Source organism: Streptomyces sp. NPDC026589, from assembly GCF_040638385.1.
Lineage (GTDB): Bacteria > Actinomycetota > Actinomycetes > Streptomycetales > Streptomycetaceae > Streptomyces.
The window spans coordinates 276,426-295,452 of sequence record NZ_JBEZYG010000001.1 but is presented as its reverse complement, the minus strand read 5'-3'; the positions used below and the strand labels follow the sequence as shown (position 1 = coordinate 295,452).

The following is a 19,027-nucleotide window of genomic DNA, read 5'->3' as shown; positions in this document are numbered from 1 at the left end:
GGTGTCGGGCCTGAAGCTGTTCCGCACGGATGCAACGGATAGCAGCATGACTGAGGTCACGCCGCGTCTTGCTGAGGTCGAGGCCGATGTGCAGTGTCTCGTTGAGGCGCACATGGAGACTCTGCTGGGGGTGCGGTTCCTGGCGAGCGAGTACGGAACTGGGCCGGTCCATGGGGGCCGGATCGACTCGCTGGGGCTGGACGAGAACGGATCGCCGGTCATCGTGGAGTACAAACGCGGCACGGACGCAGGCGTGATCAACCAGGGCTTGTTCTACCTGACGTGGCTGATGGACCACCGGGCCGAGTTCGAGCACCTGGTCCGCGACCGACTCGGGGTGACGGCCGCGTCCCAGGTCCTGTGGAGCGGCCCGCGCCTGATCTGTATCGCTGGCGACTTCACCCGCTACGACGTGCACGCCGTGCGCGAGCACCGGCGTTCGATCGACCTGGTCTGCTACCGACTCTTCGGCAGCGACCTGCTCGGCCTTGAGACCGTGGCGTCTGTGAGCGGCGGTATGCAGGTGGCCCGCCGGGCACGGCGCCAGGTTGTTGCCCAGGCTGCGGCTGGCGTTGGGGACGGGGCGATGGTGGTGTTGGCGAGCGCGGTCGACGAGGCCCTGCTCGGGCTCGGGGACGGCGTGAACCGCGTGGAGCGCAAGCAGTACCGGGCGTATCAGCGGTTGCGGAACTTCGCCTGCCTCTGTCCGCCGCAGCGCAGCAAGCTGCTGGTCTACCTTAAGGTCGACCCGAAGGACGTGGAACTCGTCTCGGGTTTTACCCGGGACGTGTCCGGGCTCGGTCACCACGGGACGGGTGATCTGGAGGTGCAGCTCCGTACGTTGCGTGACGTGGAGCGTGCGCAGGAGCTGTTCCGGGCGAGTTACGCGGCGGCGTGATCGCCTGCCGGCCTCTCGGCCGTTTCGTGGCTGCTCTGAGGTCGTGGGGTGATGCCTTTCGACGTGCGGGTGGGACGTGGCGGTGGACTGTCAATGATGCGCGGGATCGCCGGTTTGGCTAACCGGCGATCCCGCGCTATGTTGCCCCGCTCTCGGGCGCCGATGGTCAGCGTGAACGGCTGGGGGCAGGGCCGGCCGCACCCGCTGGTATGGCGGGTGGGCTGGTGACGAGGCTCGTCCTGGGTCCGGTTCCCGTGGTCTGGGGGCGGCGCAGTCCGGTGTCGTGGGCGAGGGTTTCGGAGAGATCGGACATCAGCGAACTCGGGGTGCGCGGGGACGCGGTGATGGCCCAGGTGGGCCGGTCCGGGTCGGGGCCGGCCCAGATGGTCCAGGTGGCTGGGTTTTGGGGGTGCTGCGCGGTCAGTGGGTCGAACTGAACACCTGCCTCCCCGTCGGGGGACGTCCAGCGGATCCCGTACCCATTCAAGGTGTGCTTCCACCCGGCTTCCGTGAGCGGCTGAGTGGCTGTGGTGACTGTCTTCTCGTCCACCGGGGCTCCGACTGCCGTGTCCCAGCCGTCGGCGAGGTGGTTCAGCAGTTCCTGCAGTACCGGGGCGGGGGTGGCGCCGGTCGCGGTGAGGAACCACATACGGTCGGAGACGGGGGTTTCGTAGGCGGCGATGGTCCAGGCCGTCTCGCGGGCTTGTGATTCGTGGACGCGCTCGATGCGCAGGGTCTGGGACTCGTGGATGGCGTGGGCCGTCTCGTCGGACCAGGTTCGCCACTTCTGGAACTCGCCGTGCGTATCGAGGAAGCCGTCGAGGAGAGCGTCGTGGTCGCCGGCGTTGGCCAGGTAGACGGGGACGGCCTCCGGTTCCGCGGAGACCGGTTCGGGCTTGGTGGTGAGAGCGAGCGGGGTGCGGGCTTCGGCGGCGGAGCGCTCGGTGTCGGTCAGGGGCGCTGGGCCGGGGCGCATTTGTGCGCCGTGGACCTTCTCGAAGGTAAGCAGGGCCTGGGCGGGTGAGTCGAAGGTGTCGGCGACCTGGCGCAGGTGGTTCTCGCCGTGGAGGTAGACGGACTTGCCGGTGCGGTGCAGGTAGGTGCCGACGGCGACGGTGGTGTGGCCGTCGTGGGCGTGGGCGTGGATGAGGAGGTGGCCGTTGCGGATGTCGTCGTGGATCTTCTGGGCCTCGTTGGAGACCTCGCGGATCTCGCTGCGGGTGCACCAGGGCATCGGGTAGTTGGCCCAGGTCCATTCCTCGTCCATGGCCTCCTGGAGCCGAGGCGTGATCTCGACAGTGATCCCCTCGGCGGTCAGCTGCTTGGCAGCGTCGCGTGCCCAGTAGGGCTCTTCGGAGTCGATGCGGACCAGAGCGAGGACGTTGTTGGCGACGACGGTCCAGTCGGCTGCCTCCAGGCCCATGTGGGCGATGCGGGCCTGGGTGCCGGTCAGGGTGGCGGTCACGGCGCTGGGGTGCGTGGGGTGGACGTCGAGGCGGACGTGGGCGTCGATGGAGGCTGCGGGTGGCATGAGGCGTCGTCTCTTCTGCCGGTGGCCGGGTCTTCGGGTCCGGCCACCGGCGTCTGCGGGGTGCTATCGGGTGGCTCGCGCGGCGCGGGCGGTGTGCGCGATGGCGGCGGTGGTCGTTGGCGGCCCGGCACGAGTGGGTGGCGCACGTCGAGGTCGTCGCGTCGGCACCGGCCCGGTGGCGTGCTGCCAGCGGGTGCGGATGGCGGCGATGTCGGCGAGGGAGCGGCGGGCGCCGACGACGAGCTGGAAGGGGGTGTTCGCCGGGTCGCCGGCGTATGCCTCGATGCGCCGGCCGGCCTGGTCGGCGGTGGCGAGGAGGGAGCGCTGCAGTGTGCGCTCGCCCCAGTAGTCCAGGGAGCCGGCTGGTTCGGCCAGCAGGCGGATCACGTCGCGGGGTTCGCTTCTGCCGTCGAGGAGACCGCGCTGCTGGGCCTCCCACAGGACGGTGACGGGGTCGACGGCCTCGTGGCGGAAGGCGAGGGCGGTCAGGCACTGCCACAGGCCGGCGTGCAAGGGCAGGGTGAGGTCGTCGGGGAGCAGCCACCGCACGGAATCGATGTCCTCGGGTCGGGCGGTGGCGGTGGCGAGCAGGAGCTGTTCCTCCTCGACTGCCTCGCTGCGATCGGGCGCGACCCGCGGCGGTGGTACCGCGGCGCGGGGCAGCACTCCGGCGCGGGGCGGGAAGCGGCTCGCGATGTTGTCCACGACTGCGCCGAGGGCATCGGCCTCGGCGAGCACCGTCTTGACGGGGTGCGGGAGGGAGACGTCGTGGACCGTCTTGACGAGGCGTTCTGCGGCCGTCTGCAAGCGGCGGCGGGCGTGTTCGGCCTCGACCATGCGGGCGTAGGCCGGTGCGTGGCGGGGCCAGGGGCAGACCTGGATGAGGGTGTGGACGTAGGAGGCGGTCAGGCCGCGCGCCTGCTCGCGTCCCGTGGCGAGGACGCGGTCGAGCCATTTGGTGTTCTTCGCGTGCTCGGCGGGGTCGGGCGGCGGCAGGGTGCTGATCGCGGAGTAAAGGGCGGCGTGCGCGGCGGTGGAGAAGGAGTCGGCGGCGATCCCGGTGACGTCGCCGAGTCGGTGGGGATCGAGGAGGAGGGCGCCGAGCAGGGCCTGCTCGACGTGGAACACCGGCTGCGGCGGTGTAATGGCGCCGAGGTCGTTTTCGTCGGGTTCGCGGGCGCGGGACATCAGGCGGCGAGGGTGAAGTCGTTCGGGTCGAGAGCGACGCCGAGGTGCGGGGCGAGGAGGTGGCCGGCGAGCAGCGGGGGTACGGCGTTGCCGATCTGGGAGAACTGCTGGCCCTTGTTGCCGGCCCAGGGGTAGTCGGCCGGGAAGGTCTGCAGAAGCCCGGCCTCGCGGGCGGTGATCCGGATCGGCTCCGGCACCACCCGTGTATCCGCGGCCTCCGCCGCGACGGGAGCCGGTTCGGCGACCCAGGTGCACTCGTTCGCCCGGTGACCGAAGAACAACGTGCCCGCCGGATCCGACAGTGAACGGACGGTGGCGTTGGCCTGGTTGTTGCTGCGCAGGGACCAGGACCAGCGGTGCGCCTCGGCGGTGAACGTCGGCGCCGGAGCGTCGGTAGCCCGGTTCTCACGGACACAGTGCCGGGCCGCCCATCCTGCGCCTTCGCGGCGGGACTGCAGAACTACACCGTCCGCCCGGGGCGTCCAAGTGCCCCTCTCCCGGGCGTCGGAGAGCGCCTTTCGGGAGCCCGAAGGGAAGGGCTCGGGCCCACCCCCGGGGCCGCCACCAGCGCAGACGGTGGGAACAGGCCGGTCGGTCGCACCCCACCCAAGAGCCTCGGCCATGCTCACCCAACGGGCGCGGCCCGGCCCGAACAGCGAGTCAGGCTCAGCTAGGTGAGCGTGCGTAGGTGTGGGCGGCTGCGCCGTACGGACGCGGGAGGCCAGGAGGATCGCCCTCCTCCGGGTCTGCGGAACGCCGAAGTCGGCGGCGTTGAGGATCCCGTACCAGACGGAAAACCCCCACCCGCGCAGGACAGCCGCGTACTGCTTCCACAGCGGCAGGACGTCCGGCACTTCCTCCATGGCGACCCAGTCGGGCTCGCCGACCGTGTTCAGGGCGTACAGGTAACGCATCGGCTCGGCCGCGAGCAGGGACCGCTCGTCACGGCAGGCGGCGAGGAGGCGTGCGCGGGTGTCGCGTCCGAGGGCGAGGTCCTTGACCGCCGCGTGCACCAGCGGCTGGTCGCGCAGGCCCAGACGCTTGCCGGCCATGCTCCACGCCTGACACGGCGGAGAGGCGATCACACCCCGGGTGCGGCCGATGAAGGGGTGCGTCGGATACATCGCCACGTCGGTACGGATGGTCAACTGGCCAGCCGCAGCACGGGTCTTGCACGCCCACTGGTCCCATTCCAGCCCGACGTCGCGTACGCCGAGGACATGCAGCGCACTGCTCCAGCCGCCGGGACCGGCGAATAGGTCGAGTATCACGTGGCCAGCCCGAGGTCGTCCCGGCTCAGTGCGTCGGCGTCACCGCGGCACGCCCAGGGCGAGCAGCCGTCCTCGACGCCGTTCTCCAGTACGTCGGCCTCGTCTGCCCCGATGCGCAGCGCTGCCCGTTCGGCTGCGGTGACATGGTCGATAGGGGCCTGGTCCAGGGGAACGCGGGAGCGGTGCAGGAATGCCTCGCCGAGCAGTTGGCTACCCGATGCGGTGGCGCGGGCATTGCCCTGTCGGATGGCGGCGTCGAATTCGACGACATCCGCCCACTCGGACGGAGAGGTGTCCCTGATATGCCGCCACTGCGCATTTCCGTGGAATGGGCATCCGAGGCAACTCGATTTCGGCGTATCGGCAAGCCCGAGCGAGGTCAGGTATCGAACGCAGTCGGCCCGACTCCAAGACATGTCCAGAAGGGGGTGCCGGTTGCGCATGTACTTGACGTCGGCATCCTTGGCCCGGTGGAAATCGTCGGTGGAGATTCCCACCCACTGCTCGACGAATACCCCCTTGGGAATGCGCGAAGGATAGGGGTGCCCGAGCAGTTCGCGAACCTTCTGCTTTATTGGCTTTATCTTATATTCGCCCGTGCACTGCCTTCGGGTCATCCCAGGTCGCCCGTCCTTGTTGAGGATATGGAGGGGCATCGATGCGAATCGGTGATGTGGGTTCAGGGCGTCACTGCGAATGTTTCCGGACGACACGCGCACGATGGGAATTCCGGCGGGCTTGGCCACATCCTCTTCCATGCGGTCGAGGTGGGTGTAAACCGCTTCGGGTTCCCATCCGGTGTCGGCAAAAATCGCGTAGTCGACCCTGGGGAGAAGCCCCTCAGCCGACAGGGCGAGGAGGGTACTGGACTGAACTCCCGCACCCAGAGAAAGGGCGCGGAACTGAGGAGTATCTGAAATGGTCTGTCCTGGAGGTGGGGAATTCGAGGGTGTGCCCTCAGTGCGGCTGATCTGTAAGCGGGATCAGCCGGTCGCGGTGTATGGCGCGGTAGAGGGCGGGAATGCGGTCGAGGAGGTCGATGGCCGACTCGATGAACTGCTCTGGTGAGGGACCGATGAGCACGACCCGTCCTTATGCGGCTTCGGCTCGCCGGCGCCGGTTCTCCACGGCGCGGGCAACGGCGGCACTCAGCTCGGCCGCCGCGTCCTGGGCGGCTCCGGCGATCTGCGCGATCCGTTCGAGGAGCAGCAGGTCCGTGGACGAGGGGTGCGGCGTGTGCTCGGCGAGTTCAAGGAACAACCGCAGGGCGGCGCCGGCCAGTTCTTGAGCGTCGGCGATCCGGGCGGGCAGTGCGGCTGCGTGATCGGGAGCGGGGGTGCGGAGCGCCCGGTGCAGGGCGAGGGTGTCAGTCGTGATCCGGTCGAGGATCTGGGCCGGGGCGAAGCGGTCAGGCACGGGTCTCCGTGAAGGTGTTCGGCGTCAGGGCCTGGGCGAACGAGGCGGCCAGTGCGGGGGCTTGACCGGGGTCGGTGGTCAGGGCGCGGACGATGGGGGTGCCGATGACGACGGCGTCCACCAGAGGCGCGACGCGTGCTGCGAGGGCTGGGGTGGAGAGCCCCACGCCCGAGACCACAGGCAGTGGGCTCGCGGCGCGCAGGTGCTCGGCGAAGTCGGCGAGCGCCGTGATGTCGAGCGGGCCGCGGTAGCCGGTGGGCGCCGTGCTTGCGGGTGCGTAGAGCCATCCCGATGCCAGGGAGGCCACACGGGCGAGGTCGGTGCCGGCGCTGTGACGTGGGACGAGACGAGGTGCGTGAGGGCCCGCGTCCGTGGTTGCTGCCTGCCAGCGGGTTGCCTGGTGGTCGGGCAGGTCGACGAGCATCACGCCAGCGGCACCGGCATCGGCGAACAGGCGGGCCAGGTGTTCGGGGCCGTACCGATGGACGGGTTCCCAGTACGTCATGACGACGGTCGGTCGAAGGCCCGCAGCGTGCTCGACGGTGCGGAGGGTGTGGTCGAGGACGTTCCCGCGGCGCAGGGCGCGGCGGTAGGCCCCCTGGATAACGTGTCCGTCGAGGTTGGCGTCATCGTGGGCGAGCCCGATCTCGAACAGGGAGGTGCCTGCCCGTGCGATCTGGTCGAGATGGAGGCGCTCGGCGTGGGGCGGGTGCAGCCCGGCAGGGACGAACACGCCCAGCGCGCACTGGGATTGGGTGAGTAGGTTGTGGAGGGAGTCGGCGGTGGCCAGGAGGTGGCCTTTCTCGGCGGGGAGGGCTGCTGCCGCAGGTCAGCGGTGGCGTGTGGCCGGGGATGGCGGAGAGGCCACGGGAGCGGTGGTGCTCAGGCCATGAGTGGTTCGCAGGCCGGGCGGGGTGTCCTTGGCAGGCCGGTCGCTGAAGGCGGGAGCAACGCGCCCTGCGCGACGGCGCGCAGGGCGGCGTCCTGCGCGGGCGACAGCGCAGGCGGCTGATGCAGCGGGTGAACGCCCCGCCGGCGTCGCTCGGTGACGAACAGATCGGCGGTCGTCAGGGCGTCGGGGGCACCGAGTGCGGTCAGGTCCCGTACGAGGACGAGGCGGCTGCCGGCCTCACCGAGGGCCTGCTCGTAGGTCAGGAGCGGGCCCTCGCCCTGGACGGGGATCCCGGCGCGGGTCTCGTCAAGGATGTCCACGGCGTCCAGGAGGTGGTCGGCCGCGTCGGTGGCCAGGTGGGCGAGCTGCCGCACCCGCGCGTACACGGTGCGGATCGCCGGGCTGTGGTACATCGACTGCACGTTGAGAATGTCCACGATGTGCAGCGCCGAATCGGCCAGATGCTGGGTGAGGGCGGTCTGGTGGGTGAGGGCCGTGGCGGGGCTGGAGCCGGTCAGGCTGAGCCGGGGCAGGGCATCGTTGTGGCGGGTGAAGTCGGAAGCCAGGAGCAGGAGGTGCTCCGCGGGCGCGGTCGGGCTATTCATCGAGGGCGGAGCGTTCCGTTCGAGGGCGGGGTCAGCGGCGGCGCACGGCACGGTCGAGCTGGGCACCTGCATGGGCGACGTGCGGATTCACGGCGGCTCCGCGGACGGGCGTGATGAGCGCGTCGTCCAGGTCCTGCACGAGGTAGGGGACGTCACGGAAAGCACGCTCGACCGGGGCGGTCGTCGCGAGATGGGCGAAGAACTGGACGACGATCCGTTCAGGAGTGTCCTGGGTGAAGGAGGCGTCCCAATGCGTATCGAAGCCGTCGTACACGTGATGCCGGAATCGCCACACGTGCTCGTCTCCGAGGGTGTGCTGCATGCGGCAGTGGCCGTCGGGCGAGGTGTAGGTGGTGGCGTCGCCGCTCCAGTGATTCAGGTCGGCGATCTGCGCGAGAGTGCTGCTCGTGAGCGGGATCCGCTCGACGTGGCGGTCGTCACCGTTCAGCTGGGGCAGGGCCTGGGTGACGGCGGCGATGGCCTCGACCGGGGTCTGCCGGGTGAACCGGGCTTCCCAGAACGGCTCGTGGTGGGAGATGGTCCACCACTGACCCTGTGTATGGCGGGAGTTGAGGTTTACGAACAGGCTGCCGTCCGGGCTGCTCACGGTGATGCGTCCGCTGGCGCGTTCGTTCTCACTCGGCCAGCCGAAGAGGTGGATCAGTGGTCCGACCGCGTCGGCGAGCCGGTCGATCCCGGCGCCTGCCAGATGTCGTGGGGAGACCAGGACACGGTCCTGGGGCTGAAAGCGCGTCACCGGCGTGCTCTCTGTGCCGTAGGAGGCTTGGGGGCGGCCTTCGCGGGGGTCGCGGTTGTGCCTGGGGGGCGTGGCCTGGCGAGGGCCTGCTGCCCTTCTGCGGTGACGGTGATCTTCTGCCCGCGGAACAGTGAGGTGCTGGTGTTCCTGTCGATGAACCCCCGCTTGGTCAGGGCCCGAAACGTGGCCATCGAGACGCGGGCACCATCGTCGGTGTAGACGCGAATCATGCCCGGCCTCGTCTCGTACAGTCGGCACGTGCCGGCGGAGAAGGTCTTGAGCGCGTCGTACTGGGTGTCGGACAGTGCGGGGCCGGCCGCCCTCTGAGAGGTGGCCGTTGCTTCCCGCGCGGCGGCGAGGTCGCGGGTGATACCGGTGGCGACGTAGTGGCAGCCGGTCGCGCTCAGTACGAGATGGTGGGCGGCGTCCGCGAGGTGGCCGGTGATCCTCGGGATGGCTTCGGCGTGGCGAGCCGTCCGCACGGATGCGTCGTCGGCGGGGTAGCCGGGGAATGGCGCACCGTCGTAGGGGTTGGCGTACAGCGCGCTGGCGAGGTCCTGGCCGGCCAGGGAGGAGGCGACCACGACTGAGGACAGGCGCTCCAGGCTGGCGCGACTGCCGGCGATGCTGGTGTAAGCGCTGTTGTCGAGTGCGCCCAGGCGGACGAGGGTGGTGGCCGTCAGCTGCTGGGTCTTGAGTAGGAGAGGGCTGATCCGGCGAAGCGCGTCGGTGCCGGGCGTGTAAGAGACATCTCGGACGCAGGCGTGCAGAGCGTCGAAGTCGCGTGCGAGGGAACGCAGTTGGTTTGCTTGTTCTGTCAGGTCGGTCGCGGGCATGGGGTGGTGTGGCTCCGGGAGGATCGGTCAGCGGCTTCGGGTGGCCGTTCTCGCGGCGGCGGGAACGGGCGCGGGCGCGGTGCCGGGCGCTCTGCTGGCAGGAGGGCTGCTGATGGCGGCGGCCAAGGCGGTGGCGCCGGCGGCGGTGAGGCGGATGCGGTCCTGGAGCGGTCCGCCCACGTAGGCCGAAGGCGCGGACTTCGGGACACGCTCCGCGAGTCCGTTTGCCTTCCAGTGACCGCAGGGTGCCGATCAGGATGCGCTCGTCGCGGTAGTGGACGTACTGCCGGCCCAGAGAACTGGTCGCCACGACGTTTCCGCAGGCGATCTCCCACAGGGCCGTGCGGTGCGCACTGGTCAGCCGGTGGTCGCCAGCGTCGGTCGAAGGCCCACGGCGGCGCCGGAGTTCTCGGGCGACAGTGTCCGCGCAGCCGGTGGCCGCCTCAGGTGCCAGGGAGGTCAGCGTGCGGGCCATCGGGAGCTGTTGCTCGGTGGAAGCGACGCTCAGGAAGGCGACTTGGCGGAGACGGACCATGGCGTCCGACAGGTCCTGACTTTGGAAGAGCCGTTCGTCGGTGATTCCTTCGAGGGCGGTGCGGGTCGCGGCAGCGAGTTGCCGGGCCGATGCGACATGGGCGTTGGGCGGAGGCGGCCCGGCTCGCAGGAGCCGGTCGAGCATGTCGTTGTGCTGTACGTACTGGTCGGCGAGCTGCAGCAGCCGTTCGACCGGAGACGGCGGGGCCGCAACGTCAAACAGGAGGCCCTCAGCGGGCGGTGTCGTCACGCTCGCCGCCGGATCGTCGGAGCCTGCCGCGGAGCTGGGGCGGGTGCGCTCGCGGCAGTGAGGGGCTGCTGCGCTTCCAGTGCGGTACGGGCGGCGGCCAGGGCCCGGCTGCCGCCGTCGAGGTGGATCCGCAGGCTGCTGTGGTGACCGAATGCGTCGAGCTTCTGCTGGAGCGTGTCCCGCGCCGTGGTGGTGAGGGTGATGAGCGGGGCGACTGCCTGGCTGTAGTGGGCGACTGCCTGCCCGAGATGGCCGGCGCTCGCACCGAGATTCTTGGCGGGCGGGAGGTCGGCGACGTTCGGTGTGAGCTGGTACTCGGCGTCGGCGGCCATGCGCGCGGTGAGGTGACACAGCAGGCCGATGTGTCGCATCACGTTGAACAGGCCGGTGCCGTCCACGGTGATGCGGTGGTCGCGGATGTCCGCGGTCACGGCGTCTACGGCGTCGAGTGCGGTCATGTCTTCGAGGTCGTGAGGGTCGTAGGTGTGCAGGTCATCTCCAGGCGTGGGGTTCCGCGCCGACGGTTGGTTTCCTCACGGACGGGTCCGGCGTTCGTCCGACGGCGCGGATCGGGTGAGGTGCTCGACGACCAGCTGGGGATGGCGGATGGGCAGCGCGTGGGTGGCATGGTCGGCGACAACGAACCGTGCCTGGGAACTCGTTGGGCGAGGGCACGTGTATGGCGTGCAGGAACGTGGGCGTCCACAGCCCCGGCCAGGAGGGTCAGGCGCGGACCGAGGACGCGTAGCCCCTCGACCGGGCGGGCGCCACTGATCGCAAGTGCGTGCCAGAAAGCGGCGATGTCGCTGGTGGCGGTGTGGTGCAGGCCGCGCCGGCACGCGAGGGGGGTGCCACCGTCACTGGAGTGATCGGAGGGGGTGATCAGGGCCCAAGGGCTGGAACGGGGCAGACGGCGCCGCATCAGGTCCACGGTGGAAGGGCTGCGGGTGCAGGCGACAGCGAGGAGGTCACGGCCCCAGCCCAGGAAGCGGGTACGCAGACCGGGCTGCGGGCGGGTGGTGACGGGCCCGTCGGGCGTGGAGACCAGCAGGAGTCCTTGAATGCGGGGCAGAAGGTCCGGGCGGAACGTCGTCAGGGTCTGCAGGATCATGCCTCCCATCGAGTGGCCGGCCAGGACCAGCGGACCGTGCGGGGCGAGGCGTTCGATGACGTGGGCCAGGTCCTCGGCGAGGAGCTCCAGCGTGATCCGGGCTGTTCCCCGGGTCGAGCGGCCGTGTGCACGTTGGTCGTAGCGCACCACCCGCATGCCCTGGTCGGTGAGCGCCCGGCTGTGCAGGCGCCACAGGTCGGCGGTGACGGACAGCCCGTGAACCAGAAGGACGGTGACGGGTGCGTCGGCCGGTCCGTCGAGATAGGCGGCCACCTTCGCACCGTCGGGCAGACGGAGAGGTGGCGCGTGTGGGTGGGGCAGGGTGTCGGACTAATGGCAGGACTTCCTTGGAAAGGGGGGACTTGGCGTGGATGCCGCTCAGCGAGCCGACGTGTGGCAGGGGCGGCTCCGCTCCGCCGGGGAACCCTGGCGCCCGAGCGCGCGCCGCCCGTCGAGGGGTGCGGTGGACCTCTTCTTTCAGCAGGCCCGTGAGCACCGTTCGCGATGCGGAGGCCCGGGGCGCGCAGGGCGGTGGACTGGCTGAGAGTTACGCGCTGGCGCCGTGGTCGTCGAGTTTGGCGATGGCCCGTGCGGTGATGGCCTTCGATGCCCGGGCGGAGGCTGCGGATAGTGCGTCGGCGCCGGGCTCCCGGTACCAAGGCCGAAGGTCGAGCATCGCGGCTCGCATGCCGGTGGCGAAGCAGAGCGCGGTTCCCTTTGGCAGGGCGCGGATCGCGTCGGCGGGCAGGATCCGCTCCTGCCGCATGCTCACCGAGGTCGACTTCCCGGAGTCCGAGTGCGAGGTGGACGTGGTCTCCACGTCGTGGTCGCCGATTAGGCGGGACAGCTTGTCCGCGAAGTCGGGGTCGTCGATTCCGGAACCGATCACCTTGACGGTCGAGGCGCTCCACATGGCGTCCATGCCCGCGTCGCCCCACACCTTCTGGCCCTGGCGATAGGACTGGAGGATGGTGATCGGGATGATGCCGCGGCTGCCGAGATGGGAGTACAAGTCCGGCAGGTCCGAGATCTTGCAGACGTTGGCGGCCTCGTCGAGGATCGCGATCATGGGTGGGTCGAGGCGACCTCCTGCGCGTTCGGCCTGGGCAGTGGCGGCCCGCATCACCGAGTCCGCGCACGCTGCGATCAGCGCCGAGGCGCCGCCTCCGCCGTCCTTGCTGAGCAGGAACAGGGTGTCGGTGGAGGTGACGAAGTCGGCGGGCCGGAACTCGGCGACGTCCTTCTGCGGGGTCACCCAGGCCGCGATCTCGGAGTTGAGCAGGGCGGCGGCGTACTGGCGGGCGGTCTCAAAAATGCCGTCCCTCGTCTCGGGCGGCCCCTCCACGGTGCCCTTGAGCTGGGCGGCGACGGCGGCGAAGCCGTGGTCGCGGAGGACGTCGAGCGGGGTGCGGTCGGCGGGGAAGGCCAGCCACTGCATGATGTCGGTGATCGGGCGCTCGTCGAGCGCGGCGGCCAGGAGCAGTTGGCTCAGGATGTTGCTGCCGGCCTTCGACCAGAAGTCGCCCTGCGCGCTCGCATCGACGCTCGCGGCGAGGAAGTGGCCGGCCAGTCGGCCGGCGCCGTCGAGGCTCTTCGCGGTGGCGAGGGGGTTCCACCACATCTCGCGGGCGGCGTGGGCGATCTGCTGCGGGTCCATGGTCCACACCGCCCCCGCCTGTGCCCTCGCCTCGTAAGCGGTGGTGAAGGCGTCACCGGCGGCCTTGTTCGACGTGAGCAGGACCGGCCCGGGGGCGCTGAGCATGGAGGGGATGGCGAGCGAGGTGGTCTTCCCGGACCGGGGCGCCATGATCGCGACGGCGACGTCCTCGAATCCCATCCGTACCTCGTGACGGCTGCCCTGCAGGTTGCCCAGGAGGATCCCGGTGTCCTTCGCCGCAATGTGCTTGCTGTTCTTCAGGCTGGGGCGCAGGGAGCGGGCTTTGTAGGTGATCGCCTTGGCCATCAGCGGCTCGATGTCCCGGGCCTTGGCCATGTCGGTGATCTTCTTTCGGCCGCCGCTCCGGTTCTTGTGACGGGCCCACAGGACGCCTGCCCCGGTCCCGAGGGCCAGGAGCAGGACGACGGGGACGATGCGGGCGCCGATCAGCAGGGACGTTTCCCCTGCGCCGGGCCAGACCTGCTCGGGATGGAGCAGTGCATCGGTCGGCTGATACCTCGCCCAGGTGCCTCCGGTGAGGTGGGCGGTGATGTTGCCGGACAGCCAGGCAAGGTGGGACAGGGGGACGACGGCGAGCACGCCGAGCATGAGGCGCAGGACGAGGTCGTACCCGTCGGTGTTGTTGGAGGAGGAAGGGGGCAAGGGCTACGTACTTCCGGGCGGGGGCGGTGGGTTCAGCGACTGCGGCCGTTCGCGGGCGGCGCCGGTTGCGCTGGTCGCTGTGCCGGCCCAGGGGCGGAGTGGCGGGCGGCCAGGGAGAGGACGCGTTCTTCGAGAGCGGAGGCGACGAGCACCGCGGGCACCTCGGTGGCTCTGCGGGTGACGAGGCCCGGGGTGAGGGCTGAGAGTCCGTGTGGGCTGTCCGTACGGGCCACGGGGTGCCTGTCGGCCAGGGCAGTGGTGAACGCCGTGATCAGGCGCGGTGGGGTGTGTTCGCCGAACCGGGCCTGCCACACAGTGCGGTCGCCGATGGCGGTGGTGGCGACCCAGTGATCGGTGCTGCGGGCGACGACGCGTTCGATCCGGGCGGTGCCGTCGGGCGAGACGATGCCCTTCCTCCCGTACACCGGGCACCAGTTGGCATCGGCGAGCGCCTCGTACGGATCAGACACAGAGTCCGCGGGAGCCGAGTCGGTGAGGGCGTCGGTGAAGGCGGCGATCAGCTCCACCGGGGTGTGGCCGCCGAAGCTCGCGTACCAGGCGGGCCGGCCGGGCTCCGGGGCGTGGGTGAGCGTCCACCACTGCCCGTCGGGGACGGGCTCCAGGCGCAGGAGGGTCTTCTGGTCGGGGCTGGAGAGCAGGACGCGCGGCATCAAGGGGTCGTTGCCGTGACTCCAGCCGCAGGCCCGATGGAGCGGGACGGTGACCCAGGCGGGGTCACCGCCGCCCGCGAGGTGATGGGGCGCGATGAAGTCGACCTCGACGGTTGCGGGAGTCGGGGGCATGTTCACTTCCGTGCCGCAGTGCGCCGGGCCGACGCGGGGACCGGGACGGGGGCCAGCGGCGAACGTGCCTTGCGAGCAGCAGTGTTGACCTCCCGGACCGCCTTGCCGTGGGTGGCCCAGTCGTCGAGGTAGCTCCACGATTCGGCGTGGTGCTCGGCGAGAGCGTCGTCGAAGTCGGCGGTGCCGGCCTTGGCGGTGGCGGGGAGGGCGTCTCGGGTTTCCAGCCACTGCTCGTGCAGGTCGTCCAGCCGGTCCAGGGCATCGCGCAGGACGCCCAACTGGTTGACCCAGCGGCCCTGCACCGTGTTCTCCGGCAGTTGGGCCAGCTGGGTCTCTGCCGTGGCCAGCAGATGGCGGGCGCCGTAGCGCAGCGGCTCGAACGCCTCGGCGGTGTCGGCGTCGCGCTGGCTGGCGCGTATGCCGTAGGCGTGGTCGTCGTGGGGCCAGCCGTCGAGGTCGGTGTGCTCGTCGGAGTAGACGTCCCAGGCGTCGAGGATCTTCTTGCTGTCGCGCACGTAATGGTCGAGGTGGCGGAGGACGTCGCGGTGTGCGTGGTGGTTGGCGGGAATAAGGTGCAGTCCTGTCCATTCAGAGGCGGGCGGTCTGGTGCACGGTGGTGGCCTTCGCCGGAGTCGTCGCGGGTTTCGTCTGCTGCCGGCGGGCGGAGCGTGCCTGCGCGCGGAGAGAGTTGATCCGTGTGGTGTGGGCGTCGACCACCTGCTGCGGGCGCAGTGCGCTGGGCTCGTGTACGGCGCTGTAGTGGCCAGTGCGGTCGTACATGCCGCGCTGGAGCGGACTACGTTCGGCAAGTGCGGTGAGGAACGAGCCGACCAGGTGGGCGGGGACGTGCTCGTCGAAGTAGGCGTGCCAGAGACGCGGCCCGGAGAACTCCCCGTGGCCGGGCTCACGGGTCTCGACGTGCCAGGACAGCCGGTCGTGGAATTCGTTCAACGGGCGCCGTTCGAGGTGACACATGGCGTCCGGTGAACGCGCTGTGCCCTCTGAGTCGTGGTGCCATCCCGCCGCAGTCACCGGTTGCCACGGGTCGGTCGGTTGCGACGGTGGGCTGATGAGAGCGTCTGTGAAGCCGGCGAGGACCTCGGTGGGCACGAGTTCCCCGAACTCGGCGTACCAGCTGGGTTTGTCGTCGGTGGGCTCGGCCCGCAGCCGCCACCATGCGGAGGTGGCGGACTGCGGGTCGAACTGGAGGCTGTGGCGAAGGTCGGGGCTGCGCAGGACGATCTCGGCGCTCAGGGGGTCGGAGACGGTGCTCCATCCGGCGGCGGCCAGGCCGTGGGTGACGTGGCGGGCATCTCCGGGGCCGGCGAGGTGGCGTGGGCTGGTGTCGAACGGGATCTGCCAGGCGTGCTTGTCGGCGAAGGCGGCGAGCTGCCGTTCGCTCAGCGGCACCAGCAGCACCCTTCCTCGCTCGTCGGGGAACTGCCGTACAGGTCGCGGAGATCGTCGAGGGCATAGTGGAGGGTGTGCCGGTCGGCCAGCTCCCAGGCGGCCGTGCGCAGTTCGGTGATCAGAAGGTCGACCGGCGCGGTGCGCGGCGTGGCCGGGTTGTCCTGTACGGCGCGGGCGAGCGCGCGCAGGGTGTCGGCGAGCTGGACCGGCAGTCCGGTGTACTCGTCGAGGAGCGGTTCGACGAGCGCGAGGGCCTCCTCGGGGTCGGGGTCCCCGCGCAGGTAGTCGGTGAGGTCTGCCAGCGTTTCGGTCAGGGTGCGGATGGTGTCCGGGGTGAGTGCGGGCATCGGTCTCCTTGGAGCGGGGCGGTGGTTCAGCGGCGGGTGCGTGCGCCGCCGGCCGGGGTATAGGGGCGGGCGCTGGTGCGCGGCCGGGCGCTTTGGGCGCTGGTTCGGGCCCAGGTGGCGGCTCGGGCGGCCGTGATGCGGGCCTGCTGCCAAGCACTGAGCTGGGAGGGCTTGACGGAGACCGACCAGGTACGGATCTGCGCGCTCAGGGGGACGCGTCCGCGCGGGCGCATCACGGGATCAGGTCGGGCGAGTTCGGTCGAGAAGGCTTGCACGAGGTGCATCGGGGTGTTCGGCGTGAAGTTGGCCGTCCAGCCGTTGCCCTGTTTGTCTTTCGCTCCGGTCCACCACATTGCCGAGCCGTCGGGGCTCTGGTGGTACTGCATCCACGCGGTGCCCTCGGGGCTGGTGGCCGTGTAGTTCTCGCCCTCGAAACGCATGTCCCACTCCTGCTCTTCGAAGGGCGCCCAGACGTTGGGGGCGTGGGCGGAGCGGGGACGGGTGACGGCGTCGGTCAGGCCGGCGACGATCTCCACCGGGGTCTGCCGGCCCAGGTGCGCCGACCACTCGCCGTTCGCACCGTCCGCCCTTCCGTGGATAGTCCACCCGCCGGGCAGGACGTAGGGGTCGTAGACGACACGCAGGGTGCGGTCCGGACTCTCCATGTGCAGAGGGCCGCCGGTCTTCGACTTGTCCCGCCAGCCCGAGGCGCGCAGGAACTCCGAGACGTGCCGGACGTCGCCGCCGCCTGCGAGGGTGCGGGGCTGGACGAGGTAGTGCTGCTCGGCCTGCTCGTTGGGCCCCCAGCCCGGCCACTGCTTCTTCTCCACCGGCGCCGCCGGACGACGAGCGGTGCGGGCGCCGGGGGCTTTGCCGCGGTGGTGGCGGGCTGGGTGCCGACGTGCCGCAGGGTGTCCTGGTGTTCGTCCAGGTCGAGGGTGATGTCGTGCAGTTCGTTCGAGGCGCGGCCCAGGGCGAGCCACACCTCTGCGGGGAGGGCGCCGCGTTCGGCCTGGTCCTTGGCGAACGCACTGCCGGTGGCGACGAGGTGGGTGATGCCGCCGAGGACTCCGGCGTCCGGGTCGAGTACGCGGGCGATGACCCGCGCGGCCTGGGGCGGGGGGAGCTGGGAGAGGTGGTCGGCGAGCTGGCCGAGCTGGCGGGTGATCTCGTCGGCCAGTCTCACCGGGTAGGGGGTGGGGTGGGACATGCTCCTCCGGGTCGGTGGACGGTCAGTGGTGGTGGCGCTGCCCGACGCGCTGGGTTTCCGCGAGGGCGCCCTCCGGGCGGGCACCGGCCAGCGGGGAGGTGCGGTCGGGCCCGGTGGGGATGCAGGCCCGCAGGTAGCGGCGGAACAGGGCGGTCGCGAGGCGGGGTTTGAGCCGGTTGCTGATCTGTGGGCGTGTGCGGCTTGCTACGGGGTTCTCCGGGAGTTGGGGCGGTTGGGTGGGCGGCCCCGGCGCGATGCCGGGGCCGCCCGGGGGCTTACGGGGTGTGGTGAGCCGGTGCGGGCCGTGAGGGAGAGCCGGCCGGTGCCGGATGCTGCGTGGCAGGGCGGGCCGCACGAGTGCGGAAGTCGCGCACGGCCTGCCGGTAGGCGGCTTCGTCGAAGACATCAGGCGTGCAGTTGACTTCGTACCCGGCCACGAGCAGGGCGGGGATGGCGCGGGTCGCCAGGTGCTTCTGCTCGTCCGCACCGAGGTGTTCGGGCACCGTGTGCCAGATGTAGAGCGGTCCTCTCGTGGGGTATTCGTGGCGTTCCAGGCCGAGCTGTTCCAGCAGGTCGTGCAGCCTGGCGGGGCTCCGGTGGGCGTGTCGGCGTGGATGGTGGTGGTCAGGGCCTTGATGTGGATCTCGACATCCGTGCCGTATTCGTCGGCCAGGTTGGCCATGTACGTTCCTCCGGGTCCAACGCCGCCGGGAGGCCGGGGCTCAGCAGCGGAGAGGAACCCGCCCGTTCGCTGGAGGATGTCCGCCGCCTCCTCGGTGCCGCCGATGGCGATGACCAGGTCGGTGCGCGGATCCAGGGTGGTGGTGGCGTACTCCACCACCCAGAAGTCGGGCTCCGTCTGCTTCATCGCCCGCGGGCTGCCGGCGTGCGGGTGCTCGCCGGAACCGGCGGCACGGAAGCCGGGGCGGACGTGGGAGGGGTCCGGGCTGCGGGATGCTGAAGGCCGGTCCCGATGCCGATCGCTTCCAGCTGTGGGCCGATCTCGCGCAGGGCACGGGCCTGCGCTTGGGTGTCGTCGCCATTGAGGCGGTAGATGCCGCTCTGCGGGTCCTGGTCGAAGCCGTGGGCGATGAGGATCGCACCGGCACGGTTGTCGACGGGCGCGGTGGCGACGCTCCCATCGGGCTGCCAGGTCAGGACGACCCGGTCCGCCTGGGAGGGCTGGAGGCCGCCCAGAGCGTTGTGCCGGACCTGGGCGAGCGCGGTGTCGTAGCGGGCGAGCAGGTCGCCGGCGACCTGCTCCGCACTGAGGAAGGGATCGTCCGCCAGGGCGATGCCGTTGGGCTCGGGGACGGCGCGGTACGCCTCGTCGGGCAGGGCGTGCGGGGCGACGGCGGCGATGAGGAACCCGTCGCGCTCGTCGTGCCGGTCCAGGACGACGAGCTGGGCGCCGTCGGGGCGGCTCAGGACGGCCGCTTGCTGGAGCGGCTGCTCGGCCAGGGAGGCAGCGACCAGATCCAGGTCCCAGATCCGGTCGGCGAGTTCGGCGAGGTCGTCCTTGGCGTCCGGCGGGAGGTGGGAGCTGGTCCAGGTGTCGGGGAGTTCGCCGGCGAGGACGTCGGCGTAGGAGGCGAGGCGCTCTGAGGTGTCGTGGTGTTCGTACATGGTGTCCTTGGGCGAGGTGGGA

General features: G+C 70.6%; 22 protein-coding genes and 1 pseudogene. 2 read left to right on the top strand and 21 right to left on the bottom strand.

Annotation, left to right across the window (positions count from 1 at the left end; translation table 11 throughout):
• Window position 1 precedes the first annotated feature (1 nt).
• Window positions 2–898, top strand: a complete 897-nt coding sequence (locus tag AB0F29_RS01345) for a DUF5655 domain-containing protein (RefSeq protein WP_361866570.1) — start codon at window positions 2–4, stop codon at window positions 896–898.
• A gap of 166 nt (window positions 899–1,064) precedes the next feature.
• Here the strand turns inward: AB0F29_RS01345 and AB0F29_RS01340 are convergent, their stop codons facing one another.
• The 10 genes from AB0F29_RS01340 to AB0F29_RS01295 form a co-directional block, all read right to left on the bottom strand.
• Window positions 1,065–2,429 carry a DUF317 domain-containing protein gene (locus tag AB0F29_RS01340; protein WP_361866569.1) on the bottom strand — a complete coding sequence of 455 codons (1,365 nt, stop codon included), beginning with the start codon at window positions 2,427–2,429 and terminating at the stop codon, window positions 1,065–1,067.
• A gap of 63 nt (window positions 2,430–2,492) precedes the next feature.
• On the bottom strand, window positions 2,493–3,617 hold the full coding sequence (locus AB0F29_RS01335; protein ID WP_361866567.1) for a DnaB-like helicase N-terminal domain-containing protein: 1,125 nt from the start codon (window positions 3,615–3,617) through the stop codon (window positions 2,493–2,495).
• Window positions 3,617–4,888 carry a DNA cytosine methyltransferase gene (locus AB0F29_RS01330; RefSeq protein WP_361866566.1) on the bottom strand — a complete coding sequence of 424 codons (1,272 nt, stop codon included), beginning with the start codon at window positions 4,886–4,888 and terminating at the stop codon, window positions 3,617–3,619. The genes AB0F29_RS01335 and AB0F29_RS01330 overlap by 1 nt, the downstream gene beginning before the upstream one ends.
• A complete protein-coding gene (locus AB0F29_RS01325; protein WP_361866565.1) occupies window positions 4,885–5,646 on the bottom strand; it encodes a hypothetical protein in 762 nt (253 codons plus the stop codon). The genes AB0F29_RS01330 and AB0F29_RS01325 overlap by 4 nt, the downstream gene beginning before the upstream one ends.
• A 199-nt stretch (window positions 5,647–5,845) precedes the next feature.
• Window positions 5,846–5,971 (bottom strand): hypothetical protein, encoded by a 126-nt coding sequence (locus AB0F29_RS01320; RefSeq protein WP_361866563.1) that lies wholly within the window; start codon window positions 5,969–5,971, stop codon window positions 5,846–5,848.
• Window positions 5,972–5,980: 9 nt separating this feature from the next.
• A complete protein-coding gene (locus tag AB0F29_RS01315) occupies window positions 5,981–6,304 on the bottom strand; it encodes a hypothetical protein (protein ID WP_361866562.1) in 324 nt (107 codons plus the stop codon).
• Window positions 6,297–7,094, bottom strand: a complete 798-nt coding sequence (locus AB0F29_RS01310) for a tryptophan synthase subunit alpha (protein ID WP_361867015.1) — start codon at window positions 7,092–7,094, stop codon at window positions 6,297–6,299. Before AB0F29_RS01310 ends, AB0F29_RS01315 begins: the two co-directional genes overlap by 8 nt.
• Before the next feature lie 92 nt (window positions 7,095–7,186).
• Window positions 7,187–7,801 carry a hypothetical protein gene (locus tag AB0F29_RS01305; protein ID WP_361866561.1) on the bottom strand — a complete coding sequence of 205 codons (615 nt, stop codon included), beginning with the start codon at window positions 7,799–7,801 and terminating at the stop codon, window positions 7,187–7,189.
• Window positions 7,802–7,832: 31 nt separating this feature from the next.
• Window positions 7,833–8,558: a DUF317 domain-containing protein gene (locus tag AB0F29_RS01300; protein ID WP_361866560.1), complete on the bottom strand. Its 726-nt coding sequence runs from the start codon at window positions 8,556–8,558 to the stop codon at window positions 7,833–7,835.
• On the bottom strand, window positions 8,555–9,394 hold the full coding sequence (locus tag AB0F29_RS01295) for a hypothetical protein (protein ID WP_361866558.1): 840 nt from the start codon (window positions 9,392–9,394) through the stop codon (window positions 8,555–8,557). Before AB0F29_RS01295 ends, AB0F29_RS01300 begins: the two co-directional genes overlap by 4 nt.
• Before the next feature lie 40 nt (window positions 9,395–9,434).
• Between AB0F29_RS01295 and AB0F29_RS01290 the strand changes: the two genes are divergently transcribed.
• Window positions 9,435–9,578 carry a hypothetical protein gene (locus AB0F29_RS01290; protein WP_361866556.1) on the top strand — a complete coding sequence of 48 codons (144 nt, stop codon included), beginning with the start codon at window positions 9,435–9,437 and terminating at the stop codon, window positions 9,576–9,578.
• Window positions 9,579–10,174: 596 nt separating this feature from the next.
• Here AB0F29_RS01290 and AB0F29_RS01285 read toward each other — a convergent pair.
• From AB0F29_RS01285 to AB0F29_RS01235, 11 genes and pseudogenes are all read right to left on the bottom strand, one after another.
• Window positions 10,175–10,636, bottom strand: coding sequence for a hypothetical protein (locus tag AB0F29_RS01285; RefSeq protein WP_361866554.1), 462 nt, complete (start codon window positions 10,634–10,636; stop codon window positions 10,175–10,177).
• A complete protein-coding gene (locus AB0F29_RS01280) occupies window positions 10,633–11,562 on the bottom strand; it encodes an alpha/beta hydrolase (RefSeq protein WP_361866552.1) in 930 nt (309 codons plus the stop codon). Before AB0F29_RS01280 ends, AB0F29_RS01285 begins: the two co-directional genes overlap by 4 nt.
• A 274-nt stretch (window positions 11,563–11,836) precedes the next feature.
• On the bottom strand, window positions 11,837–13,609 hold the full coding sequence (locus tag AB0F29_RS01275) for a TraM recognition domain-containing protein (RefSeq protein WP_361866550.1): 1,773 nt from the start codon (window positions 13,607–13,609) through the stop codon (window positions 11,837–11,839).
• 32 nt (window positions 13,610–13,641) lie between these two features.
• Entirely contained in the window at window positions 13,642–14,412 is a 771-nt protein-coding gene (locus tag AB0F29_RS01270; protein ID WP_361866548.1) for a DUF317 domain-containing protein, read from the bottom strand.
• Window positions 14,413–14,414: 2 nt separating this feature from the next.
• A complete protein-coding gene (locus tag AB0F29_RS01265) occupies window positions 14,415–14,927 on the bottom strand; it encodes a hypothetical protein (RefSeq protein ID WP_361866546.1) in 513 nt (170 codons plus the stop codon).
• Between the two features lie 73 nt (window positions 14,928–15,000).
• Window positions 15,001–15,822, bottom strand: coding sequence for a DUF317 domain-containing protein (locus AB0F29_RS01260; protein WP_361866544.1), 822 nt, complete (start codon window positions 15,820–15,822; stop codon window positions 15,001–15,003).
• Window positions 15,813–16,169, bottom strand: a complete 357-nt coding sequence (locus AB0F29_RS01255; RefSeq protein ID WP_361866543.1) for a hypothetical protein — start codon at window positions 16,167–16,169, stop codon at window positions 15,813–15,815. The genes AB0F29_RS01260 and AB0F29_RS01255 overlap by 10 nt, the downstream gene beginning before the upstream one ends.
• 26 nt (window positions 16,170–16,195) lie before the next feature.
• The gene (locus tag AB0F29_RS01250; RefSeq protein WP_361866542.1) at window positions 16,196–16,999 is read right to left on the bottom strand and encodes a DUF317 domain-containing protein; all 804 of its coding nucleotides are present in this window, start codon (window positions 16,997–16,999) and stop codon (window positions 16,196–16,198) included.
• A pseudogene (locus tag AB0F29_RS01245) lies at window positions 16,999–17,379 on the bottom strand (hypothetical protein); the annotation flags it as partial. The gene AB0F29_RS01250 and the pseudogene AB0F29_RS01245, both read right to left, overlap by 1 nt.
• A gap of 22 nt (window positions 17,380–17,401) precedes the next feature.
• On the bottom strand, window positions 17,402–18,247 hold the full coding sequence (locus AB0F29_RS01240) for a hypothetical protein (RefSeq protein ID WP_361866541.1): 846 nt from the start codon (window positions 18,245–18,247) through the stop codon (window positions 17,402–17,404).
• A complete protein-coding gene (locus AB0F29_RS01235; protein WP_361866539.1) occupies window positions 18,244–19,005 on the bottom strand; it encodes a hypothetical protein in 762 nt (253 codons plus the stop codon). Before AB0F29_RS01235 ends, AB0F29_RS01240 begins: the two co-directional genes overlap by 4 nt.
• Between the last annotated feature and the right edge of the window lie 22 nt (window positions 19,006–19,027).